Annotated in this window: 16 protein-coding genes and 1 tRNA gene; 10 read left to right on the top strand and 7 right to left on the bottom strand. The window is 40.8% G+C overall.

Going from position 1 to position 15,822, the window contains the following annotated elements:
* Window positions 1–109: 109 nt before the first annotated feature.
* Window positions 110–328 (bottom strand): hypothetical protein, encoded by a 219-nt coding sequence (locus G4D73_RS04490; RefSeq protein WP_004645598.1) that lies wholly within the window; start codon window positions 326–328, stop codon window positions 110–112.
* A gap of 995 nt (window positions 329–1,323) precedes the next feature.
* On the opposite strand from G4D73_RS04490, the gene G4D73_RS04495 reads away from it, so the two are divergent.
* Window positions 1,324–2,895, top strand: a complete 1,572-nt coding sequence (locus G4D73_RS04495; RefSeq protein WP_213687482.1) for a sensor domain-containing diguanylate cyclase — start codon at window positions 1,324–1,326, stop codon at window positions 2,893–2,895.
* Window positions 2,896–2,930: 35 nt separating this feature from the next.
* On the opposite strand, the gene G4D73_RS04500 is transcribed toward G4D73_RS04495, so the two are convergent.
* Window positions 2,931–3,006, bottom strand: a tRNA-Arg gene (locus tag G4D73_RS04500).
* 190 nt (window positions 3,007–3,196) lie between these two features.
* Between G4D73_RS04500 and G4D73_RS04505 the strand changes: the two genes are divergently transcribed.
* The 7 genes from G4D73_RS04505 to G4D73_RS04535 all read left to right on the top strand — a co-directional run bounded on the left by G4D73_RS04505 (window position 3,197) and on the right by G4D73_RS04535 (window position 9,296).
* Window positions 3,197–4,132: an ABC transporter ATP-binding protein gene (locus tag G4D73_RS04505; RefSeq protein WP_213687483.1), complete on the top strand. Its 936-nt coding sequence runs from the start codon at window positions 3,197–3,199 to the stop codon at window positions 4,130–4,132.
* On the top strand, window positions 4,129–4,902 hold the full coding sequence (locus G4D73_RS04510) for an ABC transporter permease (protein ID WP_004279041.1): 774 nt from the start codon (window positions 4,129–4,131) through the stop codon (window positions 4,900–4,902). Before G4D73_RS04505 ends, G4D73_RS04510 begins: the two co-directional genes overlap by 4 nt.
* Window positions 4,902–5,717, top strand: a complete 816-nt coding sequence (gene queF, locus G4D73_RS04515; RefSeq protein WP_213687484.1) for an NADPH-dependent 7-cyano-7-deazaguanine reductase QueF — start codon at window positions 4,902–4,904, stop codon at window positions 5,715–5,717. Before G4D73_RS04510 ends, queF begins: the two co-directional genes overlap by 1 nt.
* Before the next feature lie 19 nt (window positions 5,718–5,736).
* Complete coding sequence (locus G4D73_RS04520; RefSeq protein WP_004645603.1) at window positions 5,737–6,390, top strand: hypothetical protein; 654 nt, start codon at window positions 5,737–5,739, stop codon at window positions 6,388–6,390.
* A 304-nt stretch (window positions 6,391–6,694) separates the two neighbouring features.
* Window positions 6,695–7,696 carry a lytic murein transglycosylase B gene (mltB, locus tag G4D73_RS04525; RefSeq protein WP_153566585.1) on the top strand — a complete coding sequence of 334 codons (1,002 nt, stop codon included), beginning with the start codon at window positions 6,695–6,697 and terminating at the stop codon, window positions 7,694–7,696.
* Window positions 7,697–7,984: 288 nt separating this feature from the next.
* Window positions 7,985–8,599, top strand: coding sequence for a septal ring lytic transglycosylase RlpA family protein (locus tag G4D73_RS04530; RefSeq protein ID WP_004279046.1), 615 nt, complete (start codon window positions 7,985–7,987; stop codon window positions 8,597–8,599).
* 241 nt (window positions 8,600–8,840) lie between these two features.
* Window positions 8,841–9,296: a DUF962 domain-containing protein gene (locus tag G4D73_RS04535; RefSeq protein ID WP_213687485.1), complete on the top strand. Its 456-nt coding sequence runs from the start codon at window positions 8,841–8,843 to the stop codon at window positions 9,294–9,296.
* 33 nt (window positions 9,297–9,329) lie between these two features.
* Here the strand turns inward: G4D73_RS04535 and G4D73_RS04540 are convergent, their stop codons facing one another.
* From G4D73_RS04540 to rpsB, 3 genes are all read right to left on the bottom strand, one after another.
* Complete coding sequence (locus G4D73_RS04540) at window positions 9,330–9,830, bottom strand: DUF3465 domain-containing protein (RefSeq protein WP_213687486.1); 501 nt, start codon at window positions 9,828–9,830, stop codon at window positions 9,330–9,332.
* A gap of 145 nt (window positions 9,831–9,975) precedes the next feature.
* Window positions 9,976–10,851, bottom strand: a complete 876-nt coding sequence (tsf, locus tag G4D73_RS04545; RefSeq protein ID WP_004279049.1) for a translation elongation factor Ts — start codon at window positions 10,849–10,851, stop codon at window positions 9,976–9,978.
* Window positions 10,852–10,993: 142 nt separating this feature from the next.
* Window positions 10,994–11,740: a 30S ribosomal protein S2 gene (gene rpsB, locus G4D73_RS04550; RefSeq protein WP_004279050.1), complete on the bottom strand. Its 747-nt coding sequence runs from the start codon at window positions 11,738–11,740 to the stop codon at window positions 10,994–10,996.
* Between the two features lie 207 nt (window positions 11,741–11,947).
* Here rpsB and map point away from each other — a divergent pair, with 207 nt between their 5' ends.
* The gene (gene map, locus G4D73_RS04555) at window positions 11,948–12,775 is read left to right on the top strand and encodes a type I methionyl aminopeptidase (RefSeq protein WP_114540898.1); all 828 of its coding nucleotides are present in this window, start codon (window positions 11,948–11,950) and stop codon (window positions 12,773–12,775) included.
* Between the two features lie 254 nt (window positions 12,776–13,029).
* Window positions 13,030–14,265, top strand: coding sequence for a pyridoxal phosphate-dependent aminotransferase (locus G4D73_RS04560; RefSeq protein ID WP_213687487.1), 1,236 nt, complete (start codon window positions 13,030–13,032; stop codon window positions 14,263–14,265).
* Between the two features lie 63 nt (window positions 14,266–14,328).
* Here G4D73_RS04560 and G4D73_RS15485 read toward each other — a convergent pair whose 3' ends face one another.
* Together G4D73_RS15485 and G4D73_RS04565 are read right to left on the bottom strand one after the other, a co-directional pair.
* A complete protein-coding gene (locus G4D73_RS15485; RefSeq protein ID WP_228305188.1) occupies window positions 14,329–14,661 on the bottom strand; it encodes a hypothetical protein in 333 nt (110 codons plus the stop codon).
* A 30-nt stretch (window positions 14,662–14,691) separates the two neighbouring features.
* On the bottom strand, window positions 14,692–15,675 hold the full coding sequence (locus G4D73_RS04565) for an MATE family efflux transporter (RefSeq protein WP_228305189.1): 984 nt from the start codon (window positions 15,673–15,675) through the stop codon (window positions 14,692–14,694).
* Window positions 15,676–15,822: the final 147 nt, after the last annotated feature.

The following is a 15,822-nucleotide window of genomic DNA, read 5'->3' on the forward strand; positions in this document are numbered from 1 at the left end:
CCAAAGTATAAAAAACTCACCTAAATGGTGAGTTTTTTATCTGCTGAATCGGTGATTTCGGATAAATAAGTTCAATTTTTTTCTACCTATCTGAAGTTCACTGATTAAATTATTCGATAACGCGATAAATATTTGAAGATTGTTGGCTTTCAAACAACAACTCAATACTCGGCAGAATGGTTTCACCATCCACCACGATGTGTTCAATTTTTTTGACCAACTCAGCTGCATGATGAATGTTGTGCTCTGCAAAGGAACGCAGCATCGCTTTCGCTTCAGTCACTTGGCTAAATTGATCTTTCACTTTGATATCAATCATCTTTGACATTTTTCCTTCCTCTCTCATTATCCAATTTGCAGTTTTTTATACCATAATTAGCCAAGCGATTAATCTTCAAGATGTTAGCGAATTTGGCAATGTAAACTTTTTTATCTGAATGGATTATAAGAAAAAGAATATTAAACTTAATGAATTGTGCAGACATTAAAAAAGCTCGCATTTCTGCGAGCTCTGTGTTGGATGGCTAGTGCTAGATTTATTGTCTGGTGATAAACATCAAACTCAACTAACTGTCATTGATCCGTCCAACTTATCGGTAGCGTCTTATTGGTTTTACGACCTACCATGAGTTCAATATAACAGTATTTTTTTAGCCAACAATACTCTTTTACACTTCTAAAAGAAGACTTATACAAGATTCCAATTGTCATTTTTTTAAAGCAGATTAGAATATTTCTGGCTTGTCTTACGAAGAATTTTGCATTCATATCATCTTTATCTAATTTATTGATTTCTAGAAAAATACCTTATTAAGCATACAACTTCCCGTTGCATAGACGGCTCAATACTCTCGTTCATAATCTCAATAAGCGCTTTAAAATTTAAGTTGGAATATGATTTTTTATAAATAAAAAATACTTCCGGAAAAGGACGCAATATTCAAAGAAACTGCTGTCATGAATCGATACGACTAATTTTAAAATGATTATTTTTCAAAAAATGGCGACAATTTAATCTCCCATCAATGTCAATTAACCATATTTTTGTCTGATTATTTAATAACTTACATAAGGAAATCAAAATTATTCAATTGATTTTCTGAACGTTAAATACCATATTTTTATTTGCAGCATAGTCAAATATTCAGAACCTTACTCAGCTTTTCAAATCCACCCTATTTACAGCCAAGCAATCTATAAATTCTAAATTTGATCGAAATAAAAACTCCCACTTAATGGAAATTTAATTTTATATCAACCTTAAACATTGAATATAAATGCAATACAATGCTCATAAATACATCGAGGTATATCTAATTTTTTATGTCAGCTAATAATTTTAGGAAACACCTTGATCTCAATTTAAGGCAGTTAATACTTTTATTGGCTATTTTTAGTGTGTCTAGCCTTTTTATTATTTCTCTCATTATTAGCTATCAGATCGTAAAAAATCAGTTAATCGACAATTCTCTTGCCTTAAACTCTGATCATGCACATAAAATTGCATTAAGCACAGACAACCATTTTAGAAATATGCTTCTTGAGCTGGACTATAGTGCCAAGATATTAGGTCAAGACTTTAATAACAATGAGCTAAGAGAAGCCGAGGTCAATAAATTAAAATATCAGTCTGAACACTATAACAGTGTTGTGATCAGTGACACCCAAGGCAGACTGATAAACTTTTCCCCTAATATTCTGCATATTGATAAAAGCAAAATACAACATACTCAAGGGATTATTGACTCTCTTCATAAAAAATCGACTTATATATCTTCGCCCTATTTTTCTGTGCAAAAAAATATGATTGTGTTTATTTCTCAACCTATTTTTGACAAGTCAAATCACTATCAGGGCTTCATCGGTTCAGCGATTTATTTAAAAGAAAAAAATGTAATTAATCAGCTTCTAACCACTTATAAAAATTATAAGAATAGTTATATGTATGTGATTAAAAATGAAAATAAAATTATTTTCCATCCCGATCGTGAAAGAATCGGTCAATTGGCCAGCAATAATACTGGTCTGGAATATATGCATGCGCATAAAAATGGTCAAATTCGTTTAATCAATAGCCAGGGCATTGATAATCTGGCGGGTTTTTCTCATATTCCGACTTCAAACTGGATCGTGGTTTCCCAACAACCCACCCATGATTTACTTAAACAGGCAAATTCTATCCTTTATAAATTAGCCGCAGGATTCTTTTTATTTTATCTGCTTGTTTTTTATATTGTATGGCGACTGTCTGACTCTATCTCGGCCCCGTTGAATCAACTGGCAGATATGGCGAGTCTGCTAAATCAGGCAGAAATCGGTTCAAAAATTAAGAATATCCAGCCTTGGTACTATGAGGTCACAAAATTCAAGTTAGCCCTACTGCTCAGTGTTCGCAAATTTTCACAACAAATGAGCAAGATGGATCATCATATTAATACGGATCCTTTAACCGGCTTGATGAATCGTCGTGGTTTAAATTACGTCATGACTCAAAACATGAAAATGAACATCCCGTTTTCAGTACTTCTGATGGATGTGGATCACTTTAAAAACGTGAATGACAATTATGGTCATGATCAAGGTGATGTTGTCTTAAAGCATATTGCCAAGACGATGCAGCAAAAATTTCGTAAAGATGATATTTGCTGCCGTTATGGCGGTGAAGAATTTATCATTATTATACCGAACAGCAATCTTACTGAAGTTTATGAAAGTGCAGAAAGGTTCAGAAAAGAGATTGCATGTAAAGAAATTCACAACATAGGTTTCATCAGCATTTCGATTGGTATTGCTTCTTGGCCAGACAGTTCTAAAAATATTCTAGACGTTTTGAAAACTGCCGATAACAATCTTTATCGGGCGAAAGATGATGGCCGCAACTGTGTGCGATACTAATTTGATTTATTTTTCAGTTTTATAGTTTAAATAAATGGTGCGCTCAGCGGGACTCGAACCCACGCCACAGGCTTCGGAGACCTGTACTCTATCCAGTTGAGCTATGAGCGCATCTTTTTTGGATCGCGCACATCATAACAAAAAAAAGCATAAGGTAAAGCAACTATCTCTAACTTCATCATTTTTATGCTTAAGCTTTATACAATGTTCCAAAACAGCAACACAGAATTGCATGTGAATCACTTGGCTTATTTTGCGAGATCACTCACAATATCTCAACTTTTCACCATTTGAGATATTCATGACTGATGCACTGATCTTAAGGGATGTGTCAAAGACCTATCGCAATGGCTTTCAGGCATTGAAAGGGATTAACTTAAATGTACCAGAAGGTGAATTTTATGCGCTATTGGGGCCTAATGGCGCAGGAAAATCTACTACCATCGGTATTATCAGCTCATTAACAAAAAAAACCTCCGGTACAGTCGAAATTTTTGGTCATAATCTGGATACCCACCCTTCCCAGGCCAAACAGTGCCTAGGTGTAGTACCTCAGGAATTCAACTTTGCCCAGTTTGAAAAAACCTTTGATATTTTGGTGACTCAGGCAGGCTATTACGGCATTCCTAAAAAAATTGCCCAGGAACGGGCGGAGCTTTATCTGACCAAACTGGGTTTATGGGAAAAGCGTGCCACTCAGGCCCGCATGTTATCGGGCGGGATGAAACGTCGCCTGATGATCGCGCGTGCCATGATGCACGAACCGAAACTGCTGATTCTGGATGAACCGACGGCTGGTGTTGATATCGAGTTGCGTCGTTCGATGTGGGAATTTTTGAACGAGATGAATGAAAAAGGCACTTCCATCATTCTGACCACACATTATCTAGAAGAAGCAGAAATGCTGTGTCGCCGTATTGCGATTATTGATCGCGGTGTGATTAAAGAAGACACCACCATGAAAAGCTTCCTGAGTCAGCTCAATGAAGAATCGTTTATTTTTGATCTGGCCGAACCGATTGAACCTTTGCATCTGGATATCATCGGCGTGCGTTTTAACCTGATCGATCCGATGACTTTAGAAATCACCATGGACAAGGCGCATAGCATGAATGATCTGTTCCAATTGCTGGAATCACAGAATATTCAGGTACGCAGTATGCGCAATAAATCCAATCGTCTGGAAGAACTTTTTGTGAAAATGGTCGAGAAAAATCTGGATGGAGCTGCGCAATGAACATTAATCAACTCAGCGTAGCTTTATATACCATTATCTATAAAGAAGTCCGTCGCTTTATGCGCATCTGGCCACAGACCCTGTTGCCACCTGCAATTACCATGAGCCTGTACTTTGTGATCTTCGGTAATCTGGTCGGTTCACGCATTGGAGAAATGGGCGGCTATAGTTATATGGAGTTCATTGTGCCCGGTCTGATTATGATGGCCGTGATCACCAATAGCTATGCCAACGTCTCGTCTAGCTTCTTCAGCTCAAAATTCCAGAAAAGTATTGAAGAACTGATCATGAGTCCGGTACCGATGCATGCCATTTTATGGGGTCATGTATTGGGCGGTGTGATTCGTGGGATACTGGTTGCGATCATTGTCAGTGCAGTGAGCTTATTTTTTGCCGATTTATACATCACCAACTGGTTTGTGACTATATATACAGTCTTGATTACTTCCCTGCTGTTTTCCTTGGGTGGTTTTATCAATGCCGTCTATGCCAAATCTTTCGATGATATCTCGATCATCCCGACTTTTGTGTTAACGCCACTGACCTATTTGGGTGGTGTATTTTATGCTATTTCGAGCTTAAGCCCATTCTGGCAAAATTTATCTTTAATTAATCCTGTCGTGTATATGGTGAATGCTTTCCGCTATGGCATTTTAGGACATAGCGATGTCAATGTCGCCATTTCACTGACAGTAATTACCTTATGTTGTGCCGTGCTGTATGCAGTGGCCTATCATTTACTCTCCCGTGGTTCAGGAATGCGTGAATAATGAGTGTAGAACAATCTCTCCTTGGTAAAGACACCAATTACCCGACAGAATATCATCCTGATGTTCTGTTTCCGATTTCACGCGCGCCTGCCCGTGAACAATACGCACATGTCGAAGCGATTCAGCAAGGTGCAGACTGGTGGCATGTGTTTGAAATTTCCTGGTTAAATCCAGCAGGTGTGCCACAAGTCGCCATTGGCCGCATTAGCTTGCCAGCGTCCTCGCCGAATCTGATCGAATCTAAATCTTTGAAGCTGTATTTCAATAGCCTGAATTTTGCCAAGTTTGCATCTAAAGAGGCCTTTATCGCGACCGCAGAAAAAGATTTATCTACTGCGGCTGAAGCTAAAGTTAAACTGCAACTGTTTCAGGTTGATGAGTTAGAGATCAGCAAGCCTGAAGGCATCTGTATTGATGAGCTGACACCTGAGCGCCTAGAAAATCATCCAGATGCCAGTTTATTGGCTTTGGATTCGAAGGATGCAGCAGAAGGCGAAATACAGCTGTATTCACATTTACTCAGAAGTAACTGCCCTGTCACTGGCCAGCCGGACTGGGGAACAGTTTTTATACGTTATCAGGGTAAAAAACCTTGTTATAAGAGTATTTTAGCTTATATTATTTCCTACCGTCAGCACAATGGGTTCCACGAACAATGTGTGGAGCAGATGTTTGCCGATATCTGGCAGCAACTGAAACCGGAAAAGCTGATGGTCTACGCAACCTATACACGCCGTGGTGGATTGGATATCAACCCTTGCCGTGTATCGGATTTAACATGGATGCCTCGCCCTATTCGTTTAGCGCGACAATAAAAAACATTGAGGTTGAACAATGCCATTTTTTGGGTTTATTCCTTCTGCAGAGCTTTTAAATACAATTCAGACTGCACAAAAAAACAAAAATTCAAGTGAGCCGCTTTACCCATTGCGTGATAAAACCGCATTGATGATTAATGATGAAATTATTGATGCGATTCTCACCGAGCTGGTGCGTCGCTTCCCTGCCAGTGATAAACGCGATACTGCGGAAAAACTGGCTGGCTATATCAAGTCGACTGTTGCAGTTTTGCTGAAACAGTTATTGAGTAAAGCACCAAATGACGTAGTCAGAGAGTCGATTGCATTCTCTGAGCGCAGTCTGTTTAAAGATCCTGAAGGGCATTTCCGCATTGGTGAGTCACTAGATGCCAATCTGGTAACTAACTTAAAACATCATTATGCGGAACTTAAAGCCGGTCAGAGTATCGATAAACAAGCGTTCAGTAACCTGTACAAGCAATTTGGTGAAGCGACAGTCCGACATTTTATGGTCGACTTTAATAAAACCCTGGATCTTGGCATGATCAAACGCAAGGCAGCAGATATTGGTGCATCTGCAGTGATCAAGGCCATCAATATGGCAGCAGATAAAATTATTCTGAATTTGAATAAAGATGAGCTGCGTGCCATGGCTGAATATCACGATACTTTGTTCTATACAGAATAGTTTTGGATAGCACGGTTTCAAGATTTTCTACAAATCTTGAGGAATTAGCCTGACTTCGGTCAGGCTTTTTTATGATCAGTGAAATAGCTTGTTACAGATAAGCGGCTCTATAAGACAGACTGCCGTAAAAATAGCCAATCCATCGCTATTTTTGTATAAGCGGCTAGGTCTCTTATTCATCCGAATGTTATCTTTAATCTGGCACTTTAAGCCCCACGATTGAAAAAATTTATCAATCTTTTTCATGGCATGATTCAAATGACATCGCCAGCAACTCATCAAAAAAACTGGAAATCGTAGCAAGATGTTGAAATCGGATTTTTATAAAAAGTTTAAGCAGCTTTCAATCGCACTTACCGCATTCGGTCTCAGCAGTTTGAGTCTGGCCAACGATTTCCAATATCACCCCTCTTATGCCGTTTTTAAGCAAAACGCCATGCAGCGCTATGGGCTGAGCGCCCAACAAGTAGATTCCGCCATGAACGGTACGCGTAATTTGCCTAATATCATCAATATCATGAATCGCCCAGGTGAAAGTAAGCCTTGGTATTCGTATAAGACTAACTTCCTGGCTGAATCTACCATTCAGCGCGGCGTACGCTTTAAACAGCAATATGCAGAAACGCTTAACCGTGCTGAACAGCAGTTTGGTGTGCCGCAATCGATCATTCTGGGCATTTTAGGTGTAGAAACCGGTTTTGGCAGCAACAAGGGTTCTTTTGTCACTCGTGATGCCCTAGCAACCTTAGGGTTTGGCTATGAACGTCGTGCCCAGTATTTTCAGGATGAACTGGCTGCTTTAATTGCCTGGTCATATAGAGATGGTGTTGCCACCTCTTCTGTGGTGGGTTCTTATGCTGGCGCTGTTGGCTATCCGCAGTTTATGCCGAGCAACATTCCCAAATTCGGCGTGGACTACGATGGCAATGGTCATATTGACCTGCGTAACTCAGCGGTAGATGCGATTGGCTCGATTGCCAACTATCTGGCACAGCATGGCTGGCAGCGTAATCAGCCGATTGCCTTTCCGGCACGTTATACCGGTTCAAATCCCGATGCTGTGATTGCCAAGGATCTGACTCAACCTATGCCTTATGGTGTGTTAAAAACGCAAGGCATTAGCCCAATGAATCCAATCGTAAAAATTGACGATCTGGATCTGGTCAATGTAATTCAATTACAAGAAAATTATGGCTCGATTTACTACATCACTTATCCAAATTTTCAAGTGATTACCACCTATAATCGCAGCCGTATGTATGCCACTGCTTTGTGGTTATTAGGTACCGAAATTACCAGCCGTTAACACTAAAAATTAATACAAATTATGAAAGTCAACATTTTTATGGGTTAATTTGTGCGTATTTTAAGCATTTTTAATATTATGTTACAATATTGATTATTTTTTGATCAATCATTGTTTATTTTGCGTTCTTTTTTTAACTATTTTAATTAAACACTAGACAGGGTATTGCCGGCATGAATATTATCCATTTCGTTAAATGTAGTTGCATAAGTTAAATATCAGGCATGTTTACATGGTTTTTCAGCCATTTATGAATAACCAATAGATATGCTGTTAGGAGTTGATTCGATGCATTCTTCAATTTTGAAGTCTTTTATGGCCATTGCCACGATCGTCACGCTGACGCAATCGCAGGCAGATATGGTTCCGTCATCTTCATTCACCAATGAAAATGACAATTCGCGTCTTGCCACGCGAGTACTCAATAAAGAAGCTCAAAGCTTCAATTCAAATTTCACAAATTTGAACAGCCTTTCAATCACTGAGCGTTCTGGCGATAAAGTTCGCCGTGAAACCATTGCAGCGAAAATTGAACTTCCTGCAGAAGAGCCTTCAGTGATTGAAAAACTGAATACAGTGGCTTCTAATACTGTACGTAAATTCAGTCAGACAGGTACAGCGTCTTGGTATGGTCGTCAATTCCACGGCCGTAAAACTGCAAGCGGTGAAACCTTTGACATGAACGCAATGACGGCTGCTCATCGTAGCCTGCCATTGAACTGCTATATTCGCGTAACTAACCGCAATAACGGCAAGAGCGTTGTGGTTAAAGTAAATGACCGTGGTCCTTTCCATGGCAACCGTGTTGTTGATTTATCTTACGGTGCTGCGAAACAGTTAGGTATTACCAGTGCCGGTACTGCAAAAGTCAGTATTGAACGTGTCGCTGGTCCAAATTCTTAAGATTTGACCTGCAACACATTTAACAAAAGCCACAGTAATGTGGCTTTTTTATTGTGCTCATTTTTACAGAAGAATATAAACGCCTCTGCTCAGCACTATCTTAAAGTTCTTTCAATAAAATTTTGGTAGGCTCATCCTGCCTGATAAAATTCGCTCGCTTGCATGATTAACTTTTGACCATATCCGGATTCTGCTTTATATTTCCAGATAAGCAAAACATGTTCATGGAATGGAGCGAAGAATGAAAACAATATCTGAATGGCTTGATGAATATAGTGACAGCCATCAAAATAAAACCAATAAGCTGATTCACTGGGTTTGCGTACCGACCATCTATTTTTCGATTATTGGCATTCTAGCGCATTTCAGCGCTTTGCTGACTACCCTGCTACTGGTTTTGGCTTTTATCTTCTATGCACGCCTAGATCTTGTTTTGGCAGTAGCGATGGCTGTATTAACGTTGGTGATGGCTTGGCTCATCTGGATTCTGCCAGTCGGTACCGGTTTCTTTATTGCCCTGTTTGTCTTAGCCTGGATTGGCCAATTTTATGGGCACAAAGTGGAAGGTAAAAAGCCTTCGTTCTTCAAAGACCTCCAATTCCTCCTCATTGGCCCAATTTGGTGCATGGATGCCTATTTAGGTAAAATCCTACCGAACTGGAAATCGCGCTATAACAGCGCAATTATGAGCGTTTAAACGCCATATTCGATTTATCCAATTGGAAGAACCTTATTGATAGGTTCTTCCTTGATGTTTTAACCAGCCATCGACATGTTTTCGCGCAGGGTCATGATGCGTCCAGTGAATCACCCCGCCCTTGTCACTGTATTCATATTCTCCATAAAACTCGACCTGATCCTGTTTTTGAATACTCTGAATACGCGGTGCCAGATCGATATTATGTGCAACCAGTACAGTTTGGCCATTTGGTAATTCGAGGATAAACTTTTGATGGCGCGATCCTTCATGATCATCTGGCAAAACGACAATCACCTGCCCGCTTGAACGCACTTGTAGATCACTCTGGCGCTGTTGAAACGCCCGTGCAATTCGGTCCAGATCATCAGTCGTTTGAGAGGGTACTAAATTAGGCTCTGAATCAAGCGTTTCAGTTGTAGTATCAGATGCGGATGGAATAAGTGGTTGGGATTGTTGTAGATCCAGGCCCAGATAAGCAGCAATCAACAGTGCAATGACTGCACCGATGCTCAGATTGGTTTTATTTGGCATTTTTATAACTTTTTTATTAAATGATGAATACATGATCTGAGCTCTATCACCAAACCCAAATCCTATTCTTGAATTGCTGATGAAGAATAAATCAACATAAAAAAGCCCCATCAATCAGATAGGGCTTTTTCTAATTCCTAAGGAATTATTTTGCAGCAGCTTGAGCAGCAGCAACTTCTTCAGCGAAGCTCATTTCTGCTTTTTTCTCAATGCCTTCACCAACTTCGAAACGAACGAAGTTTGCAACTGTAGTACCAGTTGCTTTAAGAACGTCTGCAACTTTCTTATCGTTGTCGATTACGTACATTTGACGCTCAAGCACAACTTCATTCAAGTATTTCTCAACAGAACCTACAACCATCTTCTCAACGATATTTGCTGGCTTGCCAGATTCAAGTGCTTTCGCTTCAGCAATTTCTTTCTCTTTCGCGATAAGCTCAGCAGAAACGCCTTCAGCATTTACAGCAACTGGGTTGAACGCAGCAACGTGCATTGCCAAGCCTTTACCTGTAGCTTCATCACCAGTGTAAGAAACAACAACACCGATTTTAAGACCGTGTTTGTAAACTGCAAGGTTTTCGCCTTCAACAATTTTCGCACGACGTACTTGGATGTTTTCACCGATCTTTTGAACAAGAGCGATACGCGCTTCTTCAACAGTTGCACCATCTTCTAGTTTCAATTCAGCGATTTGAGCAGGATCAGTTACGTTTGCAGCAAGTGCAGCAGCAGCAACTTTCGCAGAGAAACCAGCAAAGTTTTCGTCTTTTGCAACGAAGTCAGTTTGACAGTTAACTTCTAGAAGAAGTGCTTTGTTGCCGTCTTGAGCAATTGTGATTGCGCCGTCAGCAGCAATGTTACCTGCTTTTTTAGCAGCTTTAGCTTGACCAGATTTACGTAGGTTATCGATCGCTAGTTCAACGTCGCCGCCCGCTTCTGTCAAAGCTTTTTTACATTCCATCATTGCAAGACCAGTACGATCGCGCAATTCTTTAACCATGCTTGCTGTAACTGCAGTCATGTTTATCTCCTAAATTCGGTAGAAAATGAATTCTTTTTAGAACAGAAACGGCCCAGAGGAGTTCTCATGGGCCGCCTGCATACATAACGCTTACTTTGCCACCATCACATGTCGCAAAAATGACAAGCTAGCGTCAAACGCATTAAGCCTCAGAAGCTGGAGCTTCTTCTGCTTTAGCTTGTGCATTTGCTTGTGATTGAGCATATTCTTTACCAGCAAGAATCGCATCAGCCATAGCAGAAGCATAAAGTGTTACTGCACGGATCGCATCATCGTTACCCGGGATAACGTAGTCTACGTTGTCTGGGTTAGAGTTTGTATCAACGATACCGATTACAGGAATACCAAGGTTCTTCGCTTCTTTGATTGCAATCGCTTCGTGATCAACGTCGATTACGAATAATGCGTCAGGTAAACCACCCATGTTTTTAACGCCGCCTAAGCCACGCTCAAGTTTTTCCATCTCACGAGTACGCTCTAGAGCTTCACGTTTAGTCAGCTTAGCGAAAGTACCGTCTTGAGATTGAGTTTGAAGGTCTTTTAAACGGTTGATAGATTGGCGAAGTGTTTTCCAGTTCGTCAACATACCACCTAACCAGCGGTGATCTACATATGGTTGACCAGCGCGTTGAGCTTGTTCACGGATGATTGCAGAAGCTGCACGTTTAGTACCAACGAACAAAACTTTGTTCTTTTTGCTAGCCAAGTTGTTAGCAAAGTTCAAAGCATCATTTAACGCAGGAACAGTGTGCTCAAGGTTGATGATGTGAATTTTGTTACGCGCACCAAAGATGTAATCACGCATCTTTGGATTCCAGAAACGAGTTTGGTGACCAAAGTGCGCGCCAGCTTGAAGAAGGTCGCGCATGCTTACGTTGTAATCTGCCATTTTCTTTACCTTAAAGTTTGGGTTAGGCCTCCATATACCCGCATTCTCCACCCTAAAGGGCACCCAGAGTAATGTGTCGATATATGTGCGGATTTTTTTGCCTCATCGCACAAAGCCCGTGAAATTTATTCACGAAAAAGCATTTGATAAAATGGGCGGCTATTTATACCATAGTCATACACAAATTTCCAAAAGTTTTTAGAGATCATGAACAACACTTACCAAGCTCCACGTCGACTCATCAAAACCCCTGACGAAATTGAAAAAATGCGTGTGGCAGGGCGACTGGCGGCAGAAGTTTTGGATATGATCAAACCGCATATTGTTCCGGGTGTCACCACTCTGGAACTTGATACGATTTGTCATGACTATATTGTCAATCAACAACAGGCGATTCCAGCATGCTTAGGCTATGGCGCTGCACCGGGTCGACCTGCCTTCCAACATACTATTTGTACTTCTGTGAACCACGTAGTGTGTCACGGCATTCCATCAGACAGTAAAAAATTGAAAAAAGGCGACATCCTGAACATTGATGTGACCGTGATTAAAGATGGCTATCATGGTGACACCAACATGATGTACATCGTGGGTGGTGAAACCACGATCCTTGCCAACCGTCTATGTAAGGTAGCGCAAGAAGCCATGTACCGGGGTATTGAAACTGTAAAACCAGGTTCAACCATTGGCGATATTGGTCATGCCATTCAGCAGTATGTTGAATCCGAGCGTTTTGGCGTGGTACGTGAATATTGTGGTCACGGTATTGGTACAACTTTCCATGACGAACCGCAAGTGCTGCATTATGGTCAACCAGATACTGGCATGGTGCTTGAAGAAGGTATGACCTTTACCATTGAACCAATGGTCAATGGCGGTGACTGGAAAACCAAATTACTCGGTGATAAATGGACAGTGGTCACCAAAGATCACTCATTGTCAGCACAATATGAACATACAATTCTAGTGACTAAAACCGGCGCGGAAATTTTAACAGCACGCCCGGACGAAGATTTGTCACGCTTTAGCGCATAACCACAACATCAGCAACACAAAATGGTCACTTTAAAGTGGCCATTTTTATTTTATATTTCATGCATCCATATGCATGACCGAGATGTAAAAAGTCTCTCCTAGTGTGTTCTCAGCGCATCGAAATTCAAGATAAAGTTCGGTCAATACACCATTTTTTCCTTAAAGTTTTCTAAATTCTTTTGCCCCATGCCTCGCATTTTAAGCTAAGATAATGTGCTTTTTATTTTTTAATCCCTATAAGAAGGAATACTGCCGTGGACGTACGTCTCTCTGATCGTGTAAATGCCATCAAACCGTCCCCAACGCTTGCTGTGACCAACAAAGCTGCTGAATTAAAAGCTGCAGGTCATAACGTGATTGGTTTGGGCGCAGGTGAACCAGATTTTGATACCCCTCAACACATCAAAGATGCAGCAATTGCAGCGATTAACAACGGTTTCACCAAATACACCGCTGTTGACGGTACGCCAGGTCTTAAAAAAGCCATTATTGCTAAATTCAAACGCGACAATAACCTAGACTATGCAGCAAACCAGATTCTGGTTTCTTGTGGTGGTAAGCAATCATTCTTTAACTTGGCCCTTGCTTTGTTAAACAAAGGTGATGAAGTCATCATCCCTGCACCATTCTGGGTAAGCTACCCGGATATGGTGATCATCGCTGAAGGTGTTCCTGTTATTGTGAAATGTGGTGAAGAACAACGTTTCAAAATCACCCCTGAACAATTAGAAGCTGCAATCACTGAAAAAACACGTCTAGTAGTATTGAACAGCCCGTCTAACCCTACAGGTATGATCTACACTAAAGCTGAGCTTGAAGCGCTGGCTGACGTACTGCGTAAATACCCAGAAGTATTTATCGCATCTGATGATATGTACGAACCAATCCGTTGGGATGACGAGTTCTACAACATCGCAACAGTTGCACCAGACCTTTATGACCGTACTATCGTATTAAACGGTGTATCTAAAGCCTATGCAATGACTGGCTGGCGTATCGGCTACGCAGCGGGCCCTGCTAAACTTATTGGTGCAATGAAAAAGATCCAATCTCAGTCAACTTCAAACCCAACTTCAATTTCGCAAGTTGCTGCTGAAGCTGCCTTGAATGGTCCTCAAGATGTACTTGAGCCAATGATTGAAGCATTCAAACGTCGCCATGACCTAGTTGTGAAAGGCTTGAATGACATTCACGGTATTTCTTGCTTGCCTGCTGATGGTGCATTCTATGCATATGCCAACATCAAACCGTTGATTCGTGCCAAAGGTCTTAAGTCTTGCACAGAATTCTCTGCATGGTTACTGGAAGAAACTGGTGTTGCAGTGGTTCCTGGTGATGCATTCGGTCTTGGCGGTTTCATGCGTATCTCTTACGCAACGGCTGACGAAGTACTTGTTGATGCACTTGCACGTATCAAAAAAGCTGCTGATTCTATCGAAGGCGTTGATGCTGCGATTGCTTCAATCGAAGCTGAAAAAGCTGCAAAATAATCTAGCTTGCTAGATAAAAAAACCCGCGAATTTCGCGGGTTTTTTTATGTTCTTCAACATGTATTAAACAGTGAGCCGTATTCGCTTATAGCTCAAGTATTTCATGAGTAAACAAACAAAACATAGACTTGCTGCAATCGTGTACGCAATACTCAACATCCACCAAAAACCATGAATCCCCAATGCATTGCTTTGCCAATTGAACAGTGTCATTGGATGATACGCCACATACCAACTACCCCCTAAGCCCACGACCAACACCGTACTGATAAAAATAAACATTGGTCTGACAATTTCACGCCAGCAACGTAGCATTGCCAAATTAATCACCAGTAGCGCATCAAAGATATGCATCCAACACATTAACAAGATCAATGCCAAGGCTAATGCAATCACCTGCGCATCATTGCTAAATAACCTTGCAATTCAACTATCTAAGCCCCAAATAGTCAACACGACAACGATAGCTATTAGCATCACAGCCATCAGTGCCCGCTTACTGAGTTGCCATGCAGCATCAATCTGCTCCGCACCGATTTTAGTCGACACCAAAATACCGAAGGCGGATGCCATCGACATCGGCAACATAAACATCAAGCCCAATAAACCAAGCATCACCTGATGTGCATTCACTACAATGTCACCCAAAGGCAAGATCAGCAAAGCAATCGCGCTGATGGCAAATACATCCACAAAAGTCACCACCGCATTGGGCAATCCAATTTTTAAAATTTTCAACAAAGTCTGCCAGTGAAAGAAAACACCAGACCACTGGATCTTTAACTTCTGCTCAAGGAAGAAAAAATAGTAAACAAACAACAGTACCCACTGCACAATCATATGTGCCATGAATGCACCTTCAACCCCATAGCTTGTAACATAACCCTCAATGCCATAAATCAAGACATAAGCCGAAGCCACTTTGAGTAATAAATAGATCATATTGGCGTAGAACACGCGCTTAGCCTGCCCACAGGCTTGGGTTAAAATATATAAAATACGCAACAATAAATGCGCTGGAATCGTCCAAGCCAACAGCCACAGACATGACACAATCAATGCCTGTAAGGCCGCATCTGCCTTTAAAAAATGAAGTAAAGGAGTTGCATGATTAAACAGGTACATCGCAACAGCAGAAATCACCAGTACAATCAAAATACTTTGCTTCACAATACGCTGTATATCCGCATAATCCTGACGTCCATTGGCTTCTGCCAGCTCTTGCATCATGCCCTGTAACACCCCAATACCCGTCACAAAGCACAAAGAATAAACAGACAAACAGACTGCCAATGCAGCCACATGCTGAGGTGAAAAATGTGATAGAAAAATCACGTCGAACAAACTACTGAGCATAATAATGGCATTACTGAGAAAAATAGGCACCCAAAGATGCAGAAACTTTTTCATTACCCTATCACTCGATTTTTAATTCTTTTATAAGATTCGTTTTTTGGCAGATTATTTAGATCTGAGATATTTCATTAGAAATGTATACAAGTATCCTGCCATAACTCATTCTATTTCTTATTTTTTATAAAAATGACATTACTCAGG

It is taken from the genome of Acinetobacter sp. WY4 (assembly GCF_018438165.1).
Classification (GTDB): domain Bacteria; phylum Pseudomonadota; class Gammaproteobacteria; order Pseudomonadales; family Moraxellaceae; genus Acinetobacter.